The organism is Paenibacillus turicensis, from assembly GCF_017873435.1.
Lineage (GTDB): Bacteria > Bacillota > Bacilli > Paenibacillales > Paenibacillaceae > Fontibacillus > Fontibacillus turicensis.
The window spans coordinates 45,508-68,758 of record NZ_JAGGKG010000023.1 but is presented as its reverse complement, the minus strand read 5'-3'; the positions used below and the strand labels follow the sequence as shown (position 1 = coordinate 68,758).

Sequence of the window (23,251 nt, the reverse complement as noted above, 5' to 3'; positions counted from 1 at the left end):
GAGGTATAAAAGATGAGAGTTTCTGGCTTAGCATCAGGTATGGATATTGACGCAATGGTGACCAAGCTAATGTCAGCACGTCGTACGCCATTAAATAAACTCAATCAAGACAAACAAATTTTAGAATGGCGTCGAGATAACTATAAACAAATTAATAGTGGCTTGGTAGATTTTCGTCAGAATAAACTGTTTAATTATCGTTCTACTTCAGCGATGAGTATTTATTCTTCAGAAGTAACCGGAGATAAGGATGCTATCAGTGTTAAAGCTCAAACCTCGGCCAATATGGTACCGATGGAGGTTAAAGTAATTAGTGTGGCAGAGCCAACTACAGTGAAATCTGAGAAGCTTGCAACAGGAGTGAGTACATCTTCAACATTGAGCTCACTTCAAGCAAGTGGATCTGAGCCTTCCGAATATTATATACAGACACCAGGTAAGAAAATTACTTTTTCTGGATCAGACACGATTAAAAATGTATTGGATAAGCTAAATGGGGATAAAGAAGCTAACGTTTCTGCTGTATTCGATGAAGCTTCTCGTCAAATTATTATTAAATCAAAATCCTATGATGGTAGCGTGGAGATTAAAGGGAATTTAACTGCGAAGATGGAAACGGATGCTAGCCTAACAAGTCCAGGTAAGGCAGCAGAAGTAGAAATTAATGGTGAGAAATTCAAACCTGCTGGCAATATGCTTACTGTAAATGGCGTTGAAATCACATTATTACAAAAAAGTGCCGATAATGCTACCTCTACCATCTCTACCAGAGCAGATGGCAAAAAAGCAATTGAAACGATTAAATCCTTTATTGAGGATTACAATTCATTAATTAAAACGATGAACTCTAAGATTAGTGAAAAAAGATATAAAAATTTTGCTCCTTTATCTGCTGATCAAAAAAAGGAAATGAAGGAAGACGATATCAAGCTTTGGACAGAAAAGGCACAAAGTGGTCTTTTACGTGGGGATACCATCATAAGTGAAGGTTTATCCAATATGCGTAATATTTTAATTGAGTCCTCTGTGAGGCTTGGAGATAAGACAATTTCGCTTCCAGACCTCGGAATTACAACAGGAACGTACACCGAAAATGGAAAGCTATACCTAAATGAAGATAAATTAAAACAAGCAATTAGTGACCATCCTGATAAAGTAATGGAGCTTTTTATTGGTTCTTCGGATGGAAACACTAAAGGGATCTTTGATAAATTATATGATACAACCTTAAATACATTAGGTAGAATTTCCGATAAATCAGGTACATCAAAATATAGTAGTGACCTTACACAAACCTTAGATGAACAAAGTACAATGGGTAAAGAGCTAACTGATTTAGATGATCGGATTAAGGCACTGACTAAAAGGCTCACCTCAATGGAGGAAAGCTACTATACGAAGTTTAATGCCATGGAACAAGCCATCAACAAACTAAACTCTCAAACATCCAGCATCACGAATCTATTATCAAATTGATAAAAGTAACTAGGAGTGAACCATAATGATAACCTCTCCTTATGATAGATATAAGCAATCCTCTGTGCAGACCTCTACACCAGCTCAGCTATTAATTATGCTGTACGATGGTGCAATTCGTTTTATACGTGGGGGCATTGCTGCAATTAATGACAAGGATTATCAGAAAAAAAATGAGCTCATTGGTAAAGCACAGACTATTGTCAGTGAGCTTAGAGCTTCTTTAAACCATACTTATGAAATATCAGCGCAGTTAGATAAGTTGTATGAATATATCAACTATCTACTGATTGAATCCAACATTAGAAATGAAGTTGACAAGGCTGAGGAAGCTTTAGGATATTTGTCTGAACTAAGAGAAAGCTGGGTACAAGCCTCTAAGGAATTAGCGAGTGGACAAAACCAGTCTCAAGTGAATGCCAATGGATGAGTTAATTCAACAACTGGATAATTTGGATCAGAAAATGGTTGAAAACAGCGAAAGTGCTTCTCATGAAGACTGGACAATATTTATAAATGATAGAGAACAGATCATTAATGAAATTATCGCTTGTGAGGCGGTTAATCACTTAACTTCAGAGCAAAAGGTGAAGCTAACCAAAATTCAGTTTCGTGAGGAACAGTTAAGACTTACTATGGAGCAACAGAAGAAAGAAGCTGCAGAGTGGCTACGTAATCGTGGTCAAGCCAAGGTACAACGTAACGCCTATGAAACTGCTTATGCTTCTGACAGTATTATTATGGACCAAAGAAACTAATATGTTATATAGAGAAGATCAGAGAAATTAAGAGTTCTACAATTTTCTCTGATTTTTTAATATTGAGAGCATATTATACAAGCAGAATGTATTATAGACTAGGGGGATTTAAATGGATGGAATTTTAATTAAAATAAAAAATGAGATTGAAAATAATAATACAGAAGCTGCTATGGTACTCATAAAAAGAATTGAGGAAGGTTATGAAAATGATCCACTGTTTTGGAATTTGAAAGGCTTGTTATTTTCTAAATTAGATGAAAAAAAACTTGCTATTAATTGCTTCTCAAAAGCAATGATCTTAGACCCCAAAATAATAATGGGGGAGAATAAGGAAAATATAAGTAAAGTTAATATAATAGAAAAAGATTATTCCGATTTACATGATGAAGATTTTATAAATAGTTTAATTGATGCTCTAGATCTCATGATTTCTATTATCAATATTTATGTAAATGAAATTAAAGAAAATGAACTAAATGAATTTTTGACTATTTTAGAAAAAATTTTACTGAGTTTCAAATTGCCTGATCAGCAAACTGGTAGATTAAAGCAGATTGTCTTCTCGAGAGGGATACCAAGTTTAATCATAAATATAGAAGAGTGTCTCGAGAATTGTATTCGACTCTGTAATGAATATGATTACAAGAATGTTATGGGCTTGTCTGAGTTTACATTACTTCCCATGATGGCAGAATTAAGAGAGGAAATTTACTTTTTTAATAAAGTACTACCATATCCCAATAATTTAGATTTGTACTACAAAAATGAATTTGCTTCTGGAAATTCTAATGTTTATGCTTTAAGATCAATAAAAACTGGTAAGTATAAGTATGAAGTTTCGATAATGGTACTTGCATATAATAAACTTGAATATACTAAACTATGTGTAGAATCCATATTAAAGCATACAGTAGAAATTGATTATGAATTAATTTTAGTTAATGATGGTTCTAATGATGCTACTAAAGAATATTTTGAGAATATTTCATATTCAAATAAGAAAGTGATTACTTATAATAATAATAATGGTCCTATGCTTGCCTTTCTTATAGGTGCACGAACAGCAGAAGGACGTTTTTTGGCTACAGTTAATAATGATGCAATTGTCACTAAAAACTGGCTTAAAAATTTATTGATTTGTTTAAATTCTGATCCTAAGAATGGAATAGTTGTCCCTATAACAAATAATATATCTAATGACCAAGTAATATCTGTAGAATACGAAACTTTGGATGAGATGAATGAGTTTGCAGAAAAATTTAATAAATCAAACGAAAATTTATGGTTTGAACGAGAAAGACTTTGTCCTTTTATTAATGTAATTCCAATGAATGTATACGGAAAAGGGATTTGTCCTGATCGAATATATCAATACGCTGAGTTTTCTGATGATGATTTATCATTACAACTTCGTTTACAAGGATATAAACTTATTTTGGCAAAAGATACTTTTTGTCATCATTTTGGAAGTATATCCTTAGGTGAAGCTCAGAAAGATAGTAGATCGCTAGAACTTAGTAGAGATATCTTTAAGCTTAAAAATAAGATAGACGCATGGAATGATTTAAAGAATAACATGAGTGACATATTAACAAATATTAATTTTAGTGGAAGTGGATCTCTGAAAATACTGTGTGTTGATCCTGGATTAGGAATGATACCATATAAATTGAGGAATTTGCTTAAAGAAAATAGCAATTACTCAAATGTAGAATTATATAACTTTTCAACTAATGAAGAGTTTAAAAGTATTTCTTTTAATTTATTTGAGAACTTTATTTATTCCCATTCTGACGAAGAACTTCTAGAAAGGTTTTCAGGTATTCAATTTGATTTCATCTTATTTTGTAATCCATTTGAAGACTACTTAGGTGGAATTAAGATTTTGAAAGATATAAGATCTCTCCTATCTAATAAAGGAGAACTTAGATTTATGATAAATAACCCTTTCAGTGCATCTAGTATTATAAATTTACTTTCGTTAAATAATAGTTTTTTTGGAGAAAAAATGGTAAAAAGTTTTATTTCTCCGAATTATATTGAAGAATTACTCTTTGTAACTGGATTTAATAGTATTAAAAAGATAGGGATTATATCTGATAATAATCAATTTGCCCTAAAAAGTATAAATAAAATAAATTTGTTGCTAAATTCCAATAAAGGTGAGGAAAATAATTTTTTCTATAACTCAGAAAAGATACTCTTTGTAGCTAAAAATGATAAAAAAAATAATTAGAGTATATAATCCTTGTTTTGCTCTTCTTATTTTATGATGATAAATCAAAAAAAAAAATTTAATAAATAATAGGATGTGTCTGTAATGAAAGGAATTATTTTAGCGGGTGGATCAGGTACAAGACTACATCCATTAACTAAAGTAACAAGTAAACAATTATTACCTATATATGATAAGCCGATGGTATATTATCCATTATCTACTCTGATGCTCTCTGGTATAAGGGATATACTCATAATTTCTACTCCACATGATTTACCGAATTTTAGAGAACTATTAGGAGATGGAAGTCAGTTTGGAATTAAATTATCCTTTAGGGAACAACAACATCCTGAAGGCTTAGCTCAAGCATTTTTAATAGCTGAAAGCTTTATTAAAGATGATTGCTGTGCTTTAATTTTAGGCGATAATATTTACTATGGTAGTGGACTAATTAAAAAACTAGAGGAAGCTGTTTCTAATGCTTATGCTGGTAGAGCAACAATATTTGGGTATTATGTAAATGATCCTGAACGTTTCGGTGTAATGGAATTGGATAATGAAGGGGTATTAGTTGGCCTCGAAGAAAAACCGAATACTCCTAAATCAAATTATTGTGTTACAGGTCTCTATTTCTATGATAATCGTATAATTGATTATGCTAAAATGATAAAACCATCCTTAAGAGGGGAATTAGAAATAACTGATATAAATCGTTTGTACTTACAAAATGAAAGTCTTGATGCTCAATTGCTAGGTAGAGGTTTTGCGTGGTTTGATACGGGAACAATGGATAGCTTAATGGATGCAGCAGATTTTATACGGACCGTAGAAAAACGACAGGGTGTAAAAATATCCGCTCCAGAAGAGATTGCATTTAGGAATGGATGGATCTCTAAAGAAAATCTTGTTGATTCTTCCCTGCTATATGGTAAATCGCCATATGGATGGTATCTAAAAAAAGTAGCTGATGGAACGTTCATTTATTAACTGGAGGTAATAATGGAAAAAGTAAATACTGATCATCCTGAGTTATTTATATTAGAGCCAGAAGTTTTTAGTGATAATCGTGGTTGGTTTATGGAAAATTGGTCCGAAGAGAAATTGTCTATTTTAGGAATTGGTTATAAGTTCATTCAAGAAAATCATAGTTTTACCAAAAAAAGCGGGACAATACGTGGACTTCATTTTCAGATCAATCCGTGGAGTCAAACAAAGTTAATTCGGTGTACTTCAGGATCAATTTTAGATGTTGCGGTTGATCTTCGTGTAGGTTCACCATATTATCTTAAGTGGATTGGAGTTGAATTAAGCAGTCTAAACAAAAGACAGCTTATTATTCCTAGAGGTTTTGCACATGGTTTTCTGACATTAACAGATAATGTAGAGGTCATATATAAAGTTGACAACTATTATTGTAAAGAGTCTGATCGTAGCATCAGGTATTCTGATCCAAATATTAATGTGAGTTGGGGAATAGATAAGCCTATACTATCATTAAAGGATTCTAGTGCTCCATTTCTTAGTAAAAGTGATTGCAATTTTTTTTATGAAGAGATATAATCAAAAATTTTAATAAATAACTTTTGAACTATAACATATAACTTGAATAGTGAGGCGGTTTAATGTCTATCCAATTATTTGTACCTACTTTTGATGTTGAGGGCTGCTTAGAAGAAATTAGAGAATGTTTAGAAAAGGGATGGACAGGTTTAGGATATAAAACTATTGAATTTGAAGAAAAATGGAAGGAGTATACTGGTCTAAATAATGCACATTTTCTTAACTCCGCAACTTCAGGACTGAATTTAGCATTTGATATTTTAAAAGAGAGATATAACTGGGATAATGATTGTGAGGTAATTACCACACCATTGACTTTTGTCTCATCTAATCATGCTATTTTATTAGCTGGTTTAAAGGCAGTGTTTGCTGATGTCGATGACACTTTATGCTTAAATCCCAATGATGTTGAAAAACGTATTACTCCGAAAACAAAGGCAATATTATATGTGGGTTTAGGTGGTAACACTGGGCAGTATGATAAAATTGTTTCATTATGTGAGAAATACAATCTTAAACTTGTTCTTGATGCTGCCCATATGGCGGGTACACGCTTAAATGGAACTATTCCAGGAAAAGAAGCGGAGGTTGTTATCTATTCTTTTCAAGCAGTTAAAAATCTCCCCACTGCTGATAGTGGAATGATATGTTTTAAAAAATGGGAATTAGATCAGATTGCAAGAAAAAAGGCATGGCTTGGAATAAACAAAGATACATTTACTAGAAGTAATTCAGAAGGCAATTATAAATGGCAATATGATGTTGAATTTATCGGTCAGAAGTATCACGGTAATTCAATCATGGCAGCTATCGGTATTGTACAACTCAAACATTTAGATAAAGAAAACTCTTATCGAAGACAAATAGCAGAATGGTATATAAAAGGATTTAAACCATATAACAAATTAATTAAAACTATAGAAATCCCTATTAATTGTGATTCTTCTAGACATCTATTTCAAATTATTGTTGATAATAGAGATGATTTAATTGAGGCACTTAATAAAAAAGCGATTTATCCAGGTGTTCATTATACTGATAATACCAAGTACTCTATGTATAGTTATGCTAGGGGAACTTGTCCTAATGCCACCTTTATCAGTGACCATATCCTATCTTTACCAATGCATCTTCAATTAGATTTTAATGATGTACAAGAAATAATTAATACTGTTGTGAACTTCGTTCGCTCGGGGGTAACCTCGTGAAGAAATTTGTAGTAATTGGTGCAAATGAGTCAATAAGTCCATTAATAATTAAAGCAAAAGAAATGGGATTTGAAGCTCATGTGTTTGCATGGCAGACAGGCGATATAGGGGAAACTTTGGCCGATGTATTCTATCCAATTAGCATTGGAGATAAGGAAGAAATATTAAGGGAATGTAAAAGGATTAAACCTTGTGGAGTCGCATCCATAACATCTGACTATGCTGTACAAACTGTCAATTTTCTTCAGCGTTCATTAGGACTGAGAAGTAACGAGGAAAAAGTAGATTTAGTTGTGCGTAATAAATACCTTATGCGTCTTGCCCTTGAAGCAAATAAAATAAAGAATCCTTGGTTTATGAGAGTTGATTCAAATTTCGATACCAATTTTAATAATGCTGAAGTTATTAGAAAGAAACTACCGCTTATCATTAAACCTACTGACAGATGGAGTAGTAAGGGAGTAACAAGGGTTGATGTAATGGAGAGTTTTAATGCCGCTCTAAACCGTGCTATTAAAGAGTCCCTAGAAGAAAAAGCTATAGTGGAAGAATATATAGAAGGGCCAGAGTATAGTTGCGAGTGTATTTCTTATGCTGGTATTCATTATTTTTTAGCTTTTACAAAAAAATATACTACTGGTAGTCCATTTTATATAGAAACTGGACACATGCAACCATCTGATATACCTAATGTTATTCAGAAGAAAGTTGTTTTAGAAGTATTTAAAGCTTTGGATGCATTGAATATTGAGTATGGTGCATCTCATACTGAATTTAAATTATTAAGCAATGGAGAAATAAGAATAGTTGAAATAGGAGCAAGGATGGCAGGAGACTGTATTGGAACAGATTTGGTCCAGATATCAACAGGGTACGATTATGTTAAAATGGTATTAGATGTTTCGATGGGCAATGAGCCTTGTTTTAAAAAAAATACAGCACCCAAAATAGCAATAATAAAATATTTAGTAGATCAAAAAGACTTTGAAATTTTTGCTGAAATTAAGGCAAAGTACAGACATTATATTTGGCGTAGTTCAATGACTAACGAGCATTTTAGATTAATTAAAAACTATGACAGTACTTCAAGACTTGGTTTTTTTATATTAGCAATTGATTTAAACGATCTTGCAGCACAAAAATTCCTTTTTGGAATCCTAAAATAAGTATTAGAGGATAATTATGAATCATAAAAAAACTATTATTTTTGGTAACACAAGGTTTGCAATGCTAATTAAATACTATCTAGAATCAGAACTAAATGAAAATGTGGCTTGTTTAACTGTAAATAGAAGTTTTATTAATAATCAATATTTAAATACTAAGATAGTGCCTTTTGAAGATTTAACATCTTTTTATCCCCCTGAGGAATACAAAATTTTACCAGTTATCGGTTATAATAAAATGAATGAAATTAGATACAGAATACATCAAGATATTAAGTTGAAAGGGTATGAGATATCCTCATTTATTCATCCTTCCGCCTTTATAGCAGAAAATGTAGAAAAAGGTGAGGGGAATATTTTCTTGGAGCAAACATTGGTACAACCATTTGTTACTATTGGCGATGGGAATATTTTTTGGAGTAAAGTAAATATATCTCATCATGCTAAAATAGGAAATTTCAATTTTTTTGCGCCTTCTGTTTCTGTTTCTGGGGATGTATCTATTCAAGATAAATGTTTCTTTGGTAATAATTGCACTATAAAGAATAGTGTATCTATTAGTAGTTATACTTTAATTGGAGCCGGATCATATGTATCAGAACATACAGATGAATTTTCCACTATCGTTCCTATTAAGAGTCAGAAATTATTCAATAAGAAAAGTATTGATATTAAACTATTATAATTAAGCTAACTTCTTAAATTTAAGGATCAAAAAAATCACATAAAATCTTGAAATGGAGTGAAAATCTCCATCTATGAAACGTGGTCTAAAGTGGCTAGTTGAATAGAAAGTTTCACTTAAATCAAAACAAGAAGCAAAAAATATTATTTCCTTAAAGAAAAGAAAATTATTGTTTTTAAAAGTTTAAATATACTAATGTATCAATAACAATATGCAAATGTAAATATACTAGCTCTTCATTGTATTAATGGTTAAATTGTATGTTTTAATAGAAAGGTGAGTTTAATTTGAGAACAATTTTGGTAACTGGAGGAGCAGGCTTTATTGGAAGTGCTTATATTAAGTATATGTTAAATAAATACCCTGATTATAAAATTATCAATGTTGACGCTCTAACTTATGCTGGTAATTTATTAAACTTGCACGAAGTAAGTTCAAACTATAATTATATATTTATTAAGGCAAATGTAACAGATAGAATAGCTATAGAGCAAATATTTGAATCTTTCAGAATCGACTATGTTGTTAACTTTGCTGCCGAGTCCCATGTGGATAAAAGTATTGATAATCCCGAGCTTTTTTTAAAAACTAATGTTTTAGGCACTCAGATTTTGCTTGAAATATCTAGAAAGTACTGGGTATTAAATTCTGAAGATAAATTCTCCAGAGAGTATAGACACGGAGTTAAGTTTTTACAAGTTTCTACGGATGAAGTATATGGTACATTGGATAATGATGATGAGCTTTTTGTTGAATCATCTTCTTTAATGCCCAATAGTCCATATTCTGCTTCGAAGGCGAGTGCTGATATGTTTGTTAGGTCATATTATGAAACTTTTGGACTACCAATAAATATAACGCGTTGTAGTAACAATTATGGACCAAATCAGTTTCCTGAGAAATTAATACCCCTTATAATAATTAATAGTCTTAAGGGTCGTCGTATTCCAATATATGGGGATGGTAAGTATATTAGAGATTGGCTCCATGTTAATGACCATTGTAGTGCTTTAGAAAATGTACTTCATCATGGTAGCCCAGGAGAAATATATAATGTTGGTAGTAACAATGAGAAAGAAAATATTGAATTAGTAAGGTTAATTCTAAATGCTACAGGTCAAAAAGAAAATTTAATTGAATTTGTTCAGGATCGCCCTGGGCATGATAGAAGGTACGCAATAAATAATAATAAAATAGTCAAAGAATTAGGTTGGCAACCTAAATATTCTTTTGAAAAGGGATTGCTTGAGACTATTAAATGGTACGAAGAGAATAATACATGGACAGAAAGTGTGTTATCTGGTGATTATTTGAAATATAATAGTTATAGAAGTAAAATATCTTAAATTCGATATAGTTCCTTTTATATTAAAGTAACTTACACAAACCTACATTTTTTTACAATAAAACATTTTCTTTGGTAATTGACACATTGGAACCGATGGTGGTATAGTCAAATTGTGGTTATTAATCACACTTTTATTTGAAGATGAAGGGAATGTTAGTGCATGCAAGGTAAAGTAAAATGGTTTAACGCAGAAAAAGGCTATGGTTTCATTGAAACTGATGAAGGCGGCGACGTATTCGTACACTTCTCAGCAATCCAATCAGAAGGCTTCAAGTCTTTGGACGAAGGTCAATCTGTTGAATTTGACATTGTTGAAGGCGCACGCGGACCGCAAGCTGCTAACGTAATCAAATTATAATCATCCGGCACAGCCGACCTACATATATGGGATATGATGGTTAGCGTTGATATGTGTAGCTAAGACCTTAGGAGATTCATTTCTCTTAAGGTCTTTTATTGTTTAAGCACTTTATTTTTGCATTTAATATTCAATCTCCTCTATTCTTATTCAATCCATCTCTTTTGTTAGTTTATTGAAATTGTTTGACGCATGTTCAAAGAACACAGTCCAAACAATAAATGCTCTTAACGATCTTTTCTTTTTATCTTTGTTCTATGTTTGCGCTTTGCTTTTCCTCTACTGCCTCCCCCGTGTAAAGGGACCGAACCTCGAAAATACCGTACCTAGATACAGCCAACAAGCGAAGGGAGAGAGGAATTCTGAAGAAGCGAAGCGGGCGTCTTTAAAATCGGACTTATACCATTAAATGTTTCATCTAATCCAATAAATCTGATTTTAACAACGCTCGAAAGAACCCTCTCCCCCGTAGCCTCCCACCACGCAGTATCTAGCCACAATTTTACGTTCAGTCACTTTACACTCCTTTTACATTACACTAACACCTGTGATATAATAAAGGTGCAAAGCAAAGGAGGAGTGCCCTATGAATTTTAGTATTCGTGGACAACAGATTGAAGTGACTGAAGCACTTAAAGATTATCTCGATAAGAAGCTCAGCAGACTAGACAAGTACTTTGATGCACCCCCCACCTCAGAAGGTAACGTCACTCTTAGTGTCGTTCGAGGATTGCACGCGGTAGAGGTAACTATTCCTCTTACTGGAGTTGTGCTTCGTGCAGAGGATCGTAGCGATGACATGTATGCATCGATGGATGCAGTCGTGGACAAGCTGGAACGTCAGATTCGCAAGCATAAAACGAAGATTAATCGCAAGTTCCGCCAAGAAGGAAGTCTTAAGACTTTATTCGTAGAAGGAACTTCCAGTGATAATGAAGAACTAGAAAACGATGAATTTGAAGTAGTACGTACAAAGCGCTTCACCCTGAAGCCTATGGATGTAGAAGAAGCCATATTACAAATGAATATGGTTGGACATAATTTCTTCGTATTTTCTAATATCGACACTCGCACTGTTAACGTCGTTTATAAACGAAATGATGGTAAATATGGTTTGATTGAACAAAATTAAACTTCCTTCATCTAAGTTAAATTCGTGAATATTTTATGAATGAAACCTTGATGATTTACTGAAAATGTCTGTATGAGCCTTTATCCGTCCTTCGGATGAGGCTCTTTATTCTTAATAAACTATTTTAATCAGTAGTCGCCAATATATGACGTTATGCGCTCTTATGTTGCGACAAGTCTTACAAACTGTTACAATTTAGGCAAATGATTTGTTTGTCGTGAAAGGGGTTAAACATGCTAGGATTAGTGAAAAAAATCTTCGGCGACGTTAATGAACGTGATGTCAAACGTCTCATGAAGACAGTAGATGTTATCAATAAATTAGAACCCGATTTTGTGAAGCTCAGTGATGAGGCATTACAAGGTAAAACAGCAGAATTCCGCGAACGCCTTGAAAAAGGAGAAACCTTAGATGATCTTTTACCAGAAGCCTTTGCGACTGTAAGAGAAGCATCCAAGCGGGTTTTGAATATGCGTCATTTTGACGTACAGTTAATTGGTGGTATGGCACTACATGAAGGCCGTATTGCTGAGATGAAAACAGGTGAAGGTAAAACACTCGTGGGAACCTTGCCGGTTTATTTGAATGCACTTTTAAGCAAAGGTGTGCACGTCGTTACGGTCAATGATTACTTGGCACAACGTGACAGCGAGCAAATGGGACAAATTTATAACTTCCTAGGGATGACGGTTGGCGTTAACCTAAATGGAATGGAACACGTAGACAAGCAAGATGCTTATGCATGCGATATTACTTATGGTACTAACAATGAATTTGGTTTCGACTATCTGCGTGACAATATGGTGTTATACAAAGAGCAGATGGTTCAACGTCCGCTCTATTTCTGTATCATTGACGAAGTGGACTCCATTTTAATTGATGAAGCGCGTACACCGCTTATTATTTCTGGACAAGCTCAAAAATCAACTGAGCTCTATTATGCTGCGGATCGTTTCGTGAAGCGTCTCGTTGCAGAGGAAGATTACACGGTTGATATTAAAGTGAAGGCAGTTTCCTTAACAGAAAAAGGGGTTGCCAAAGCTGAAAAAGCATTTGGAATTGATAACTTATACGATCATACAAACGTAACCTTGAACCACCACGTAGTCCAAGCTTTAAAAGCGAACGCAATTATGCGTCGTGACGTAGACTATGTAGTAGATGAAGACGAAGTTAAAATCGTTGACGAATTTACCGGTCGCCTCATGGCAGGACGTCGTTATAGTGATGGCTTGCACCAAGCGATTGAAGCGAAGGAAGAGCTAGAAGTACAAAATGAAAGTATGACATTGGCAACAATTACGTTCCAGAACTACTTCCGTATGTACCAAAAGCTTGCCGGTATGACAGGGACTGCGAAAACAGAGGAAGAAGAGTTTAAGAAAATTTATGGTCTTGAAGTGCTTCAGGTTCCTACCAACAAACCAAACCAACGTAAAGACATGCCGGATGTTGTTTACAAAAGTGAACAAGGTAAGTTCCGCGCGGTTGTTGAAGGAATTGTAGAGCGTCACAAAAAAAATCAACCTGTGCTTGTAGGTACAATTTCGATCGAAAACTCCGAGCTATTATCTGATCTTCTTAAACGCAAAGGCGTAAAGCATAAAGTACTCAACGCGAAATTCCACGCAGAGGAAGCGGAAATCATTTCTCGTGCAGGGGAGCCAGGTTCAGTTACGATTGCAACGAATATGGCGGGTCGTGGTACCGACATTTTGCTAGGTGAAGGTGTATCCGAAGTTGGTGGCTTGCATATTATTGGTACAGAGCGTCATGAATCTAGACGGATTGATAACCAGCTTCGTGGTCGTGCAGGACGTCAAGGGGACCCAGGCTCCACACAATTCTACCTTTCACTTGGTGATGAATTGATGCGTCGTTTTGGTGCGGACAACGTACTGAATATGATGGAGCGTCTTGGTTTTGAAGAAGACCAACCGATCGAAAGTAAAATGATTACGAAGGCGATTGAATCTGCACAAAAACGTGTAGAAGGTAACAACTTTGATTTGCGTAAAGTCGTCCTTCAATATGATGATGTGATGAACCAACAACGTAACATCATTTACAAGCAACGTCGTGAATTGCTAGAATCCGAAAACGTGAAGCAAATCGTCGTCGACATGATTAAAGCAGTGATTGAAAACATCGTTCAAGCTCATACGACTGCGGACATTCCAGAAGAATGGGATTTCGAAGCCATTGCTGAATATGTAAATAACAAGCTATTAGATGAAGGTGCTCTAAACCGTGATGACCTATGGGGCAAAGAGCCTGAGGAAATGATCGAATTCATTTTTGACAAGGTTATGGTGAAATACGATCAACGCGAAGAAGCAATGGGCTCTGAAATGGTCCGTGAATTTGAGAAGGTTATTGCACTTCGTGCGGTAGATAGCAAATGGATGGATCATATTGACCAAATGGATCAGCTTCGTCAAGGGATCCACTTGCGTGCTTATGGCGGTACTGACCCACTTCGTGAATACCAATTCGAAGGCTTCGAGATGTTTAATGCGATGGTCGCTAGCATTCAAGAGGAAGTGGCTACCTATATTATGAAGGCACAAGTAGAAACCAATCAGGAGCGTCAAGCGGTTGTAGATGAGGACAAAATTTCTACAAGCGGCGAGCCTGCGGAGAAACGCCCAGTGCAACGTAAGGAGCAAGTAGGCCGTAACGACCTTTGCCCGTGCGGAAGTGGGAAGAAATACAAACATTGTCACGGACAAAATGCTTAAATACTAAATTTTCAATTGCTGAATTGTTTTATCGCTTAATTTGCACTTAGGAAGGTGACTTCACGAACATGATCGATGCCAGTTTTAAACAGGACCTACGTCAGATTGCAACCAAATTATCTAACCTTAGGGGGTCTCTTTGACTTAGATTATAAGCAAGAGATGATCGCCAACTACGAAGAGAAAATGGCTGCACCTGACTTTTGGGATGACAACGATAAAGCACAAGCTTTGATTGCCGAAATGAACGGCATTAAAGGTGCGGTAGACCAGTATGCTGGTTTGCAGCAGGAGTGCGACGATATTGAGCTGATGCTTGAGCTAGCTGAAGAGGAAGGCGACGAATCTCTACTTAAAGAGGTTGGCGACTCCATTACAGGACTCAAGAAGAAGCTAGAAGAGTTCGAATTGCAGCTACTGCTAAATCAACCTTATGATAAGCTAAATGCGATTTTAGAGCTTCATCCAGGTGCAGGGGGTACCGAGTCTCAGGACTGGGGACAAATGTTACTTCGTATGTATACACGGTGGGCGGAGAAGCAAGGCTTTAAGGTAGAAACGTTGGATTATTTGCCGGGTGATGAAGCTGGGATCAAAAGTGTAACCTTGCTCATTAAAGGCTATAATGCGTATGGCTATTTAAAGGCAGAAAAAGGAGTACACCGTCTAGTGCGGATTTCTCCTTTTGATTCCTCTGGTCGTAGACATACTTCCTTTGTATCTTGTGATGTTGTACCAGAGATTACGGATGATGTTGATATTGAAATCCGCACTGAGGATCTGAAAATAGATACCTATCGTGCAAGTGGTGCAGGGGGTCAGCACATTAATACGACCGACTCTGCCGTACGGATTACACATATTCCTACTGGTGTTGTTGTAACGTGTCAAAACGAACGTTCGCAGATTAAAAACCGTGAGCAAGCGATGACAATGTTACGTTCCAAGCTATATGAGCGTAAGCTAGAGGAACAACGCAAGGAATTAGATGAAATTCGTGGTGAGCAATCTGACATCGCTTGGGGTAGCCAAATTCGTTCTTATGTCTTCCACCCGTATAGTATGGTCAAAGACCATCGTACTTCTGTCGAGACAGGGAATACAGGTGCGGTGATGGATGGAGACTTGAATCCATTTATTGATGGATATTTGAGAAGTCAAATCCGTACAAGTGCAGAAGAATAAACATATATCACATTTCTTTCCACTTATGTAGCGATTGCTGAATAATTCCTATGCTTTGGACGTAAGATGAGGTGCTTGAGTGCCTTAACTTGCTGACAAAGTGTAGGAATTTTTATTGAAAAGAATAAAGAAATATGAAGATAAAATAAAACACAATAAGAGCAATCGTAACATTGACAGTAGTACTAAGAGAACTTTGGAAAGATTGAAGGAGTGACAAACTGACGTGCCGCCTAAAACACGTAAACGGAGATGGACTGATCATTTTCCGATCGAAGGACCAGCAAGACATGCATTAGATAGCATTATGATTATTATCGGAGCCTTTATTACCGCAACCGCCTTTAACTTGTTTATGGTTCCTGCACATATCGCATCTGGAGGCGTATCGGGGCTATCGATCATCGTACAAAATCAACTTCATATTGAGCCTGCGTATACACAGTGGGCGCTGAATATTCCTTTATTTATTGCAGGCTTCTTTATCCTTGGGCGCAATTATGCGATTCGCTCCTTGCTAGGGACAATTGTATTGCCTTTATTCGTATTTGTAACAAAGGACTGGAGTGTGCCTACAACAGATCCGTTGCTAGCTTCCCTATATGGTGGTATCGGTGTAGGACTTGGCTTAGGTATCGTATTTCGTGGTCGTGGCTCTACCGGTGGCTTGGCAACCCTTGCGCAAATTGTGCAAAAGTTCTCTGGACTTAATTTATCCCTTTGCGTGATGCTGATGGATGGAACGGTCATTATATTAGCAGGCTTTCTCCTGTCGCCTGAAAAGGCTTTGTATGCACTTATTGGGCTTTATATTACGGGTAAAGTGATTGATATGGTCGAGCTTGGACTTAACTATACAAAAGTCGCCTATATTATCGCTGAAAAAAATGATGAAATCTCAGAAGCGATTTTGACCACACTAGATCGTGGCTTAACCAAGCTTAGTGGGCAAGGTGGCTACACAGGAGACGATCGACAAGTCTTAATGGCAGTAGTAGGTCAAAGCGAAGTTACTCGACTAAAGAAGCTAGTGCAAACCATTGAGCCAACGGCTTTTGTCATTATTACGAATGCTCATGAAGTATTAGGCGAAGGGTTTAAACGAACGTGAATTTATAAAGTTACAGCAGTATAAACAAAAATAAATGCTCCACTCTAGATAGACTGGTTTAAAACAAACCAATTACCTAGAAGGGAGCATTTTTTGACTTTAAGCATATTTATTTTCAGAAGCATCTTTATAACTTTGTTGATAATTTATTTTTTATCTCTCTTTCATTTCAAAGCTAAGATTTCTTCCTTAGTTAATCCTGTTGTTTCAATAATAACCTCAATACCAATCCCTGCTTTAAGCAAGCCTTTAGCAATATCCAATGCTTTTTTTCGCTCGCCTTCTGCTAGCCCAAGCTGCTTTCCTTTTTCGATGCCTTGTTCAATTCCTTTATCTAGAGCCCATTCCATAGCAGACGCTTCATCATGAAGGAACTTTTGGCGTTCCTCGTAGCGGAGTCGTGCTTCTCGATCCTGACTTAAAAACTCTAAAGTTGTCATTGCCTTTTTAATTGTTGGTTCATTCATCTGTAGCACCTCCCAATTTGATTTATCTGTTCCTTTTAAAAATAATAACCAATTTACAAGACCGCCTTCAAGGGGAACAGCTGATTTATCTAGCTTGGCTAATTCAATAAAGTGAATCTCTATATCATCAATTAACTCAATGCCTGTTTTGTCCTCCCTTAAATGAAAGGTGTTATGGTAGTATTCATTTGGTAAAAAGGAGTAATTTAAAATGTTAATAGTAACGCATTTTTGAAGTGCTTTATATGTCTGTCCTTCCTGTAGCTGAGCTGAATATCGTTTACCCCAATAAAATAATGTTCGCTTTTCAATATCATATTTATTGAACAGCTGCATTTCCACATTAATGTGTTCACCTGTTTCAGTTTTTGCCCAAATATCAAAAATAGATTGTTTATCCAGTGGGGCATCCTTATCGGTGTATGGGTTTAATAATGTAATTTCTTTTAAAGGAGGACTCCCTGCTTCTGTAAAGGTACGGTTTAAGAACGCTAACAATACATCCTTATTTTCTTCACTCCCGAATATTCTTTTGAATACAAAATCATTTTGGGGATTAAGCAGTTCGTACATCTGAGATCATCTCCATTTCTGTCTTAATTATAACATGCATAAACGAAAAAATTGTTAGCTCGGATTTTGTCAAAAAAATAGAGCTTCACATGATGATAGATAAGAGTTGTCCCTTACGCCTACCCACATGCAAAGCTCTAACTATATTCACTACCTGTTAAATCTAAAATTTGGCTAAACCCCAAAGTTAAACGTTTGATAAAAGCATTCAGTAGCGAAGGGACAGAGCGATTGTGGAGGAAGTCTTTAAAGTCTGATTCTAACCTAAACCAGTTCATTTAAAAGAATCAGACTTTAACAGCGACTGAAACAACGCTCCGTACCGTAGCCACCCCATTGCAATTAGTCAAGCATTAAGCTTTAAAACAAATTCCCAACTATACTTGAAGCACCAAGCTGGAATGCTTTCGTCAAAACGTACAGTAAAAACAAGGATGTAAAAATAGCACCATAAATAAGGTCGAATTTCCCTGCATTTTCTTGTTCCTTACGTGCTGTAAGTAGGGGATAAATGTGAGCAATTAAAATCGTAGATATCCCAACAAAAAGGAAAAACAAAGTGATGGAATAACTAAAATCAAGTAGTGCAAAAACTGCTCCAAGTAAAAAGGCTCCGATTGCAGGTACAAATAACACGCCAATCTTTGAGACAAGCGTTAAATAGTCTTTTTTGATTTTTGCTAAGTGCAAAATACCAAATGTGATCCCCGTACTAAGTATAAACGCTACTAGAAGGTAGATAAACGGTTTAATCACAAAATTCAAAAACGAAGGAGAACCAAAAGGATTATGACTCAAAATAAAGTATGGAATTAAAGGCATGATGAAAGCGGTAAGCACAATTGAAATGATTGCATTAATAATATGCACACTAGTGACCTGTTCTACTGCTTTGGAAGGTGATTTGAGTGTCTGCACAAAATAGCTACCATATTGCTTACTAATCGAAATGCCTTGCTTGTAGGCATCACTATCTTTGATTTTGTTCCATCCATTGGAGACGGATTCTTTGAATTGATTTTCAGTTGTAGTATTGTGAGTAGATGAAGTTGCGGCGGTAAAAGCAGCGGCATTTTCTCCAGTAACTCCACTAGCTCCAACAAGATCGCTATCTCTGTTCAACTCATTACTGTGAGCATCATGAACATGAACATTTGGCTCATTAGTTTCACCGTGCCCACTAGCAGATGCAGACAAAGGAGCCCCACATTGCCCACAAAATTCCCCTTGCTCATTATTAAAACCACATTGCGTACAAATCATAAAATAAAAACCTCCTAATTTACTAATATTTTTTATGTAAAGAATATATTGTGTCCGTAAGCACCAGGTCAATGTAAAAATTGGAAAATACTTCTGGTTAGTATGAAAAGTATCACAATCATTCCAATTATACAAAACCCCTCTTTTCCTTAACCAATTGGATAGGTTGTTAAACAGTAAATATCAAATATTAGATATTAAATATTAATAAAGCATAATATTAGCTTAATTGTTTTAGTACTTGAAAATGAAACTAGCTACCTACAAGCAATATATAAAAAATAGGATCTTAACAGCGGTTGAAGCCACCCTCTGCATCGTAGCCTCTTACTTCAAATATTTTCAAGTACTGATTTTGATAACATGTCATAATTTCATGATTGTATTTATATAAGTATAAATGTATAATAATACATACTTGATTACGGATTATACATGACATAGAAAGTGAGGAACGAACTGGTGGCAGAAGATAAACTAAAGGTAGCAATTGTAGGTTCCACAGGATACGGAGGTGTGGAGCTCATCCGATTTTTGATCGAGCATCCGCATGTGGAGATTACTTCGGTTATTTCCGCCTCCAGTGCGGGAGACTTCATTACAGATGGGTATCCTCATTTACAAGGAATTGTTGTTCAGCAGCTAGATGGAGTTGATCCCGCTCAAATTGCGGCAAAAGCAGATCTTGCATTTACAGCAACACCATCTGGAGTGAGCAGTAAGCTAGTTCCTACTTTATTAGATGCAGGGCTTCAGGTCATCGATTTATCGGGTGACTTTCGTATACAAAATCGTGAAGAATATGAGGCTTGGTACAATCACCCTGCCCCTTCACAACAGCTATTACAGGAAGCGGTATATGGTTTGGCAGAGGTGTATAAGTATGAGATTCAGCGAACGTTCCGTCTATTATCCAATCCCGGCTGCTATTCTACTACTTCATTACTAGGTTTAGTTCCGGCAATTGCGGCAGGCTGGATAAAGTCTGACAGCATCATAATCGATGCCAAATCTGGTGTATCTGGTGCAGGACGCGGAACAAGCTTAATGACGCATTATGCGGAAATTAATGAGAATCTTAAAGCGTATAAGGTGAATAAGCATCAGCATATTCCTGAAATTGAACAGGTATTAACCGATGTGGCAGGCGAAGAGATTAAAGTTACCTTTACCACGCATCTTGTGCCAATGACAAGAGGGATTATGAGCACGATGTATGCACAATTAAATGATCAATATTCTGTGGACCAGTTTATTGAGTTATATGAGCAATATTATGCAGGTAGACCATTTGTACGTATTCGGAAAAACGGAACATGGCCTGCGACAAAAGAAGTGCTGGGCTCGAACTATTGTGACATCGGTTTTGCTGTAGATGAAAGGACAAATCGTGTCACGATTATTGCGGTAACGGATAATGTCGTTAAAGGAGCAGCAGGGCAAGCGATTCAAAATCTAAATCTATGGATGGGCTGGGATGAAACAGCAGGACTTAAAATGTCGCCAGTGTATCCTTAACTACAAAAAAATTATAAGTATCTTATAGGATTGTCATATAAATTAGTGGTTGACACATCACGAGCTAGCGAAGAGACAGGGGGATTTGGGAGAAGTGAAACGTTCATCTCTTAAAACCAGATTGCAACCCTCAAGCTATTTTTTAATATAAGGAATCTGGTTTTAACAATGATCGGAGGAACCCTCTGTCTTGTAGCCCTCCATCTTCATTATTGGCAACCACTAATTTTTATTTATATCCAATATTTAAATTAGATAGATGAAAAGAAAGAAGGTATCGGCGTGGAGCAGCCATTTCAAATTCAATCAAACGGGGGAGTTACGGCACCAAAGGGCTTTTTGGCAGGAGGTCTACATGCGGGTTTGAAGAAAACAGACAGGAATGACCTAGGTGTCATACTTTGTGAAGTGCCCGCGGTGGCGGCTGCGGTGTATACGACAAGTATTTTTCAAGCGGCGCCATTACATGTGACTCGCAATAGTATTGCAGAGAGTAACGGTTACTTAAGAGGAATCGTGGTGAATAGCGGAAATGCCAATGCGTGTACAGGTGAACAAGGAGAGAAGGATGCGTATCTTATGCGTGCAGAGGCGGCAGTAGCCTTTGGTTTTGCAGAGCATGAGCTTGCTGTTGCTTCAACTGGGGTAATTGGTGAATTGCTTCCGATGGACATCGTAACTGCTGGTATCAAAAAGCTACCGACTGTGCTTGAAGCTAACGACGAAGGGGCAGAGCAGTTTTGCCAAGCGATATTAACGACGGATTTGGTGAAAAAGGAAATTGCAGTCACGCTCCAGGTGGACGGAAAAACGATCACATTAGGTGGCGCAGCCAAAGGCTCAGGCATGATTCACCCGAACATGGCGACGATGCTTGGCTTTGTAACGACAGATGCCGTTATTGAACCAGCGGTATTACAGCAGCTTTTGCGTGAGGTGACAGACCTTACTTTTAATATGATTACAGTGGATGGCGATACGAGCACCAACGATATGCTGCTTGTAATGGCAAGTGGGCTTGCTCAAAACGAAAGCTTAAACCCAACTCATCCAGCATGGGACAGCTTTGTAGCTGCATTCCGTCACGTCTGTGAGTATTTGGCTAAGGAGATTGCGAGAGATGGCGAAGGAGCATCGAAGCTAGTTGAGGTCCAGGTGCATGGCGCAGTCAGCGACAATTCAGCGAAGGCGATTGCTAAAACGGTTGTAGGGTCCAGCTTGGTGAAAACAGCGATTTTTGGCGCAGATGCGAACTGGGGTAGAATTATCGCCGCGGTAGGCAGAGCAGGTGAACCCGTCAATCCGAATACCGTAGATATTCAGCTTGGTGCTATCGAGGTATTAAAGGACTCACGTCCAATTCGTTTTGACGAAGATGAAGCTTTAGCTTATTTACAAGGAAAAAATGTGGTCATTCAAGTGTATTTGCATCAGGGGGATGGCTCGGCAATCGCTTGGGGTTGTGATTTAACTTATGATTACGTGCGGATTAATGCGGCGTATAGAACGTAAAATATGCAGGTATAAAGCTCAATCCTAGTGAAAGTTTAAGTTATGATTAATATGAAAATATAAGGAATGCGAAATATATAAGAAGTACCATTGCAAGTTTGAAAGTTGAAAGTTGAAATTTGTACACTGGATAAGCTGAAAGGGGACGCTTGGTGCATGACTAATTCAAGTAATTCAATGTTTGTGATGAAATGTGGAGGGAGTACCCTTGCAGAGCTGCCGACCTCCTTTTTCGAGGATTTAGCGAAGCTACAAGAGCAAGGTGTTCAGCCTGTCATTGTGCATGGCGGTGGTCCTGCGATCTCTGACAACCTAACGAAGCTAGGCATTGAGACTAAATTTGTAAACGGATTAAGATATACGTCTGAAGCGGTTTTAGATGTCGTTGAAATGACCTTGTCCGGCAGCATTAACAAAAAAATTGTACGCTTGATCCAACAAGCAGGTGGCAAAGCGTTAGGCTTATCTGGTGTAGATGGACAGTTAATTACAGCAAAACCAGTTGCAGCCCATGCTGAGGTCGGACTAGTTGGAGATGTGGAGTCTGTTAACAAGACTTTGATTCAAGGGATAGCTACTTTAGGGTACATTCCTGTTATTGCTCCTGTAGGCGTAGATGCTACTGGTGGAAGATACAACATCAATGCGGATACTGCCGCTGGTGCAGTGGCGTCGGCATTAGGTGTACAGCAAATGATCGTAGTCACCGATGTGCCAGGCATTTTAAAAAATGTAAATGGTGAAAAGCGAGTATTGTCTACCGTAACAGTACAGCAAATTGAAGATATGATCGACACTGGCGAAATTTATGGCGGCATGATTCCAAAGGTGCGTGCGGCGATCGCATGCATCAGCGGACAGGTGAAGCAGGTTGTCATTGTTGATGGAAGTGTGCCTAATATTTTAGGCAAAGTATTATCAGGTGAAAGTATAGGTACGACGATTACGAGAATGGGTTAGTCATTATGG

Annotated in this window: 20 protein-coding genes; 18 read left to right on the top strand and 2 right to left on the bottom strand. The window is 36.7% G+C overall.

The features are described 5' to 3' along the window. Positions 1-12: 12 nt before the first annotated feature. From fliD to J2Z32_RS19125, 15 genes are all read left to right on the top strand, one after another. Positions 13-1,476 (top strand): flagellar filament capping protein FliD, encoded by a 1,464-nt coding sequence (gene fliD, locus J2Z32_RS19195; RefSeq protein ID WP_210090807.1) that lies wholly within the window; start codon positions 13-15, stop codon positions 1,474-1,476. Positions 1,477-1,501: 25 nt separating this feature from the next. Next, a complete protein-coding gene (gene fliS, locus J2Z32_RS19190; RefSeq protein WP_210090806.1) occupies positions 1,502-1,906 on the top strand; it encodes a flagellar export chaperone FliS in 405 nt (134 codons plus the stop codon). Then, positions 1,899-2,234 (top strand): hypothetical protein, encoded by a 336-nt coding sequence (locus J2Z32_RS19185; protein WP_210090805.1) that lies wholly within the window; start codon positions 1,899-1,901, stop codon positions 2,232-2,234. Before fliS ends, J2Z32_RS19185 begins: the two co-directional genes overlap by 8 nt. A gap of 112 nt (positions 2,235-2,346) precedes the next feature. Then, positions 2,347-4,473: a glycosyltransferase family 2 protein gene (locus J2Z32_RS19180; RefSeq protein ID WP_210090804.1), complete on the top strand. Its 2,127-nt coding sequence runs from the start codon at positions 2,347-2,349 to the stop codon at positions 4,471-4,473. 84 nt (positions 4,474-4,557) lie between these two features. Next, positions 4,558-5,442 carry a glucose-1-phosphate thymidylyltransferase RfbA gene (gene rfbA, locus J2Z32_RS19175; protein WP_210090803.1) on the top strand — a complete coding sequence of 295 codons (885 nt, stop codon included), beginning with the start codon at positions 4,558-4,560 and terminating at the stop codon, positions 5,440-5,442. Between the two features lie 12 nt (positions 5,443-5,454). Next, positions 5,455-6,015 carry a dTDP-4-dehydrorhamnose 3,5-epimerase gene (rfbC, locus tag J2Z32_RS19170; protein ID WP_210090802.1) on the top strand — a complete coding sequence of 187 codons (561 nt, stop codon included), beginning with the start codon at positions 5,455-5,457 and terminating at the stop codon, positions 6,013-6,015. A gap of 62 nt (positions 6,016-6,077) precedes the next feature. Continuing rightward, positions 6,078-7,223, top strand: coding sequence for a DegT/DnrJ/EryC1/StrS aminotransferase family protein (locus tag J2Z32_RS19165; RefSeq protein WP_210090801.1), 1,146 nt, complete (start codon positions 6,078-6,080; stop codon positions 7,221-7,223). After that, entirely contained in the window at positions 7,220-8,389 is a 1,170-nt protein-coding gene (locus tag J2Z32_RS19160) for an ATP-grasp domain-containing protein (RefSeq protein ID WP_210090800.1), read from the top strand. Before J2Z32_RS19165 ends, J2Z32_RS19160 begins: the two co-directional genes overlap by 4 nt. A 16-nt stretch (positions 8,390-8,405) precedes the next feature. Continuing rightward, positions 8,406-9,074, top strand: a complete 669-nt coding sequence (locus J2Z32_RS19155) for an acetyltransferase (RefSeq protein ID WP_210090799.1) — start codon at positions 8,406-8,408, stop codon at positions 9,072-9,074. A gap of 287 nt (positions 9,075-9,361) precedes the next feature. Further along, a complete protein-coding gene (gene rfbB / locus J2Z32_RS19150) occupies positions 9,362-10,420 on the top strand; it encodes a dTDP-glucose 4,6-dehydratase (protein ID WP_210090798.1) in 1,059 nt (352 codons plus the stop codon). A 162-nt stretch (positions 10,421-10,582) separates the two neighbouring features. Beyond that, the gene (locus tag J2Z32_RS19145; RefSeq protein ID WP_210090797.1) at positions 10,583-10,780 is read left to right on the top strand and encodes a cold shock domain-containing protein; all 198 of its coding nucleotides are present in this window, start codon (positions 10,583-10,585) and stop codon (positions 10,778-10,780) included. A gap of 586 nt (positions 10,781-11,366) precedes the next feature. After that, positions 11,367-11,912, top strand: a complete 546-nt coding sequence (gene hpf / locus J2Z32_RS19140; protein WP_210090796.1) for a ribosome hibernation-promoting factor, HPF/YfiA family — start codon at positions 11,367-11,369, stop codon at positions 11,910-11,912. A 233-nt stretch (positions 11,913-12,145) separates the two neighbouring features. After that, a complete protein-coding gene (gene secA, locus J2Z32_RS19135; RefSeq protein WP_210090795.1) occupies positions 12,146-14,653 on the top strand; it encodes a preprotein translocase subunit SecA in 2,508 nt (835 codons plus the stop codon). Between the two features lie 68 nt (positions 14,654-14,721). Beyond that, positions 14,722-15,838, top strand: a protein-coding gene (gene prfB / locus J2Z32_RS19130) for a peptide chain release factor 2 (RefSeq protein ID WP_210090794.1) whose coding sequence is annotated in 2 segments (ribosomal slippage) — positions 14,722-14,793 and positions 14,795-15,838 — 1,116 coding nt in all. Because the reading frame shifts where the segments join, the coding sequence is not laid out codon by codon here. A gap of 226 nt (positions 15,839-16,064) precedes the next feature. Beyond that, positions 16,065-16,949, top strand: a complete 885-nt coding sequence (locus J2Z32_RS19125) for a YitT family protein (protein ID WP_342453981.1) — start codon at positions 16,065-16,067, stop codon at positions 16,947-16,949. A gap of 164 nt (positions 16,950-17,113) precedes the next feature. Here J2Z32_RS19125 and J2Z32_RS19120 read toward each other — a convergent pair whose 3' ends face one another. Next, positions 17,114-17,989: an Rpn family recombination-promoting nuclease/putative transposase gene (locus tag J2Z32_RS19120; RefSeq protein WP_210090793.1), complete on the bottom strand. Its 876-nt coding sequence runs from the start codon at positions 17,987-17,989 to the stop codon at positions 17,114-17,116. Between the two features lie 360 nt (positions 17,990-18,349). After that, positions 18,350-19,252 (bottom strand): zinc ribbon domain-containing protein, encoded by a 903-nt coding sequence (locus tag J2Z32_RS19115; protein WP_210090792.1) that lies wholly within the window; start codon positions 19,250-19,252, stop codon positions 18,350-18,352. 447 nt (positions 19,253-19,699) lie between these two features. On the opposite strand from J2Z32_RS19115, the gene argC reads away from it, so the two are divergent. The 3 genes from argC to argB all read left to right on the top strand — a co-directional run bounded on the left by argC (position 19,700) and on the right by argB (position 23,242). After that, entirely contained in the window at positions 19,700-20,770 is a 1,071-nt protein-coding gene (gene argC / locus J2Z32_RS19110; RefSeq protein WP_425343022.1) for an N-acetyl-gamma-glutamyl-phosphate reductase, read from the top strand. Positions 20,771-21,052: 282 nt separating this feature from the next. Next, the gene (gene argJ / locus J2Z32_RS19105) at positions 21,053-22,282 is read left to right on the top strand and encodes a bifunctional glutamate N-acetyltransferase/amino-acid acetyltransferase ArgJ (RefSeq protein ID WP_342453980.1); all 1,230 of its coding nucleotides are present in this window, start codon (positions 21,053-21,055) and stop codon (positions 22,280-22,282) included. Positions 22,283-22,438: 156 nt separating this feature from the next. Then, positions 22,439-23,242 (top strand): acetylglutamate kinase, encoded by an 804-nt coding sequence (gene argB, locus J2Z32_RS19100; RefSeq protein ID WP_245251617.1) that lies wholly within the window; start codon positions 22,439-22,441, stop codon positions 23,240-23,242. Positions 23,243-23,251 lie beyond the last annotated feature (9 nt).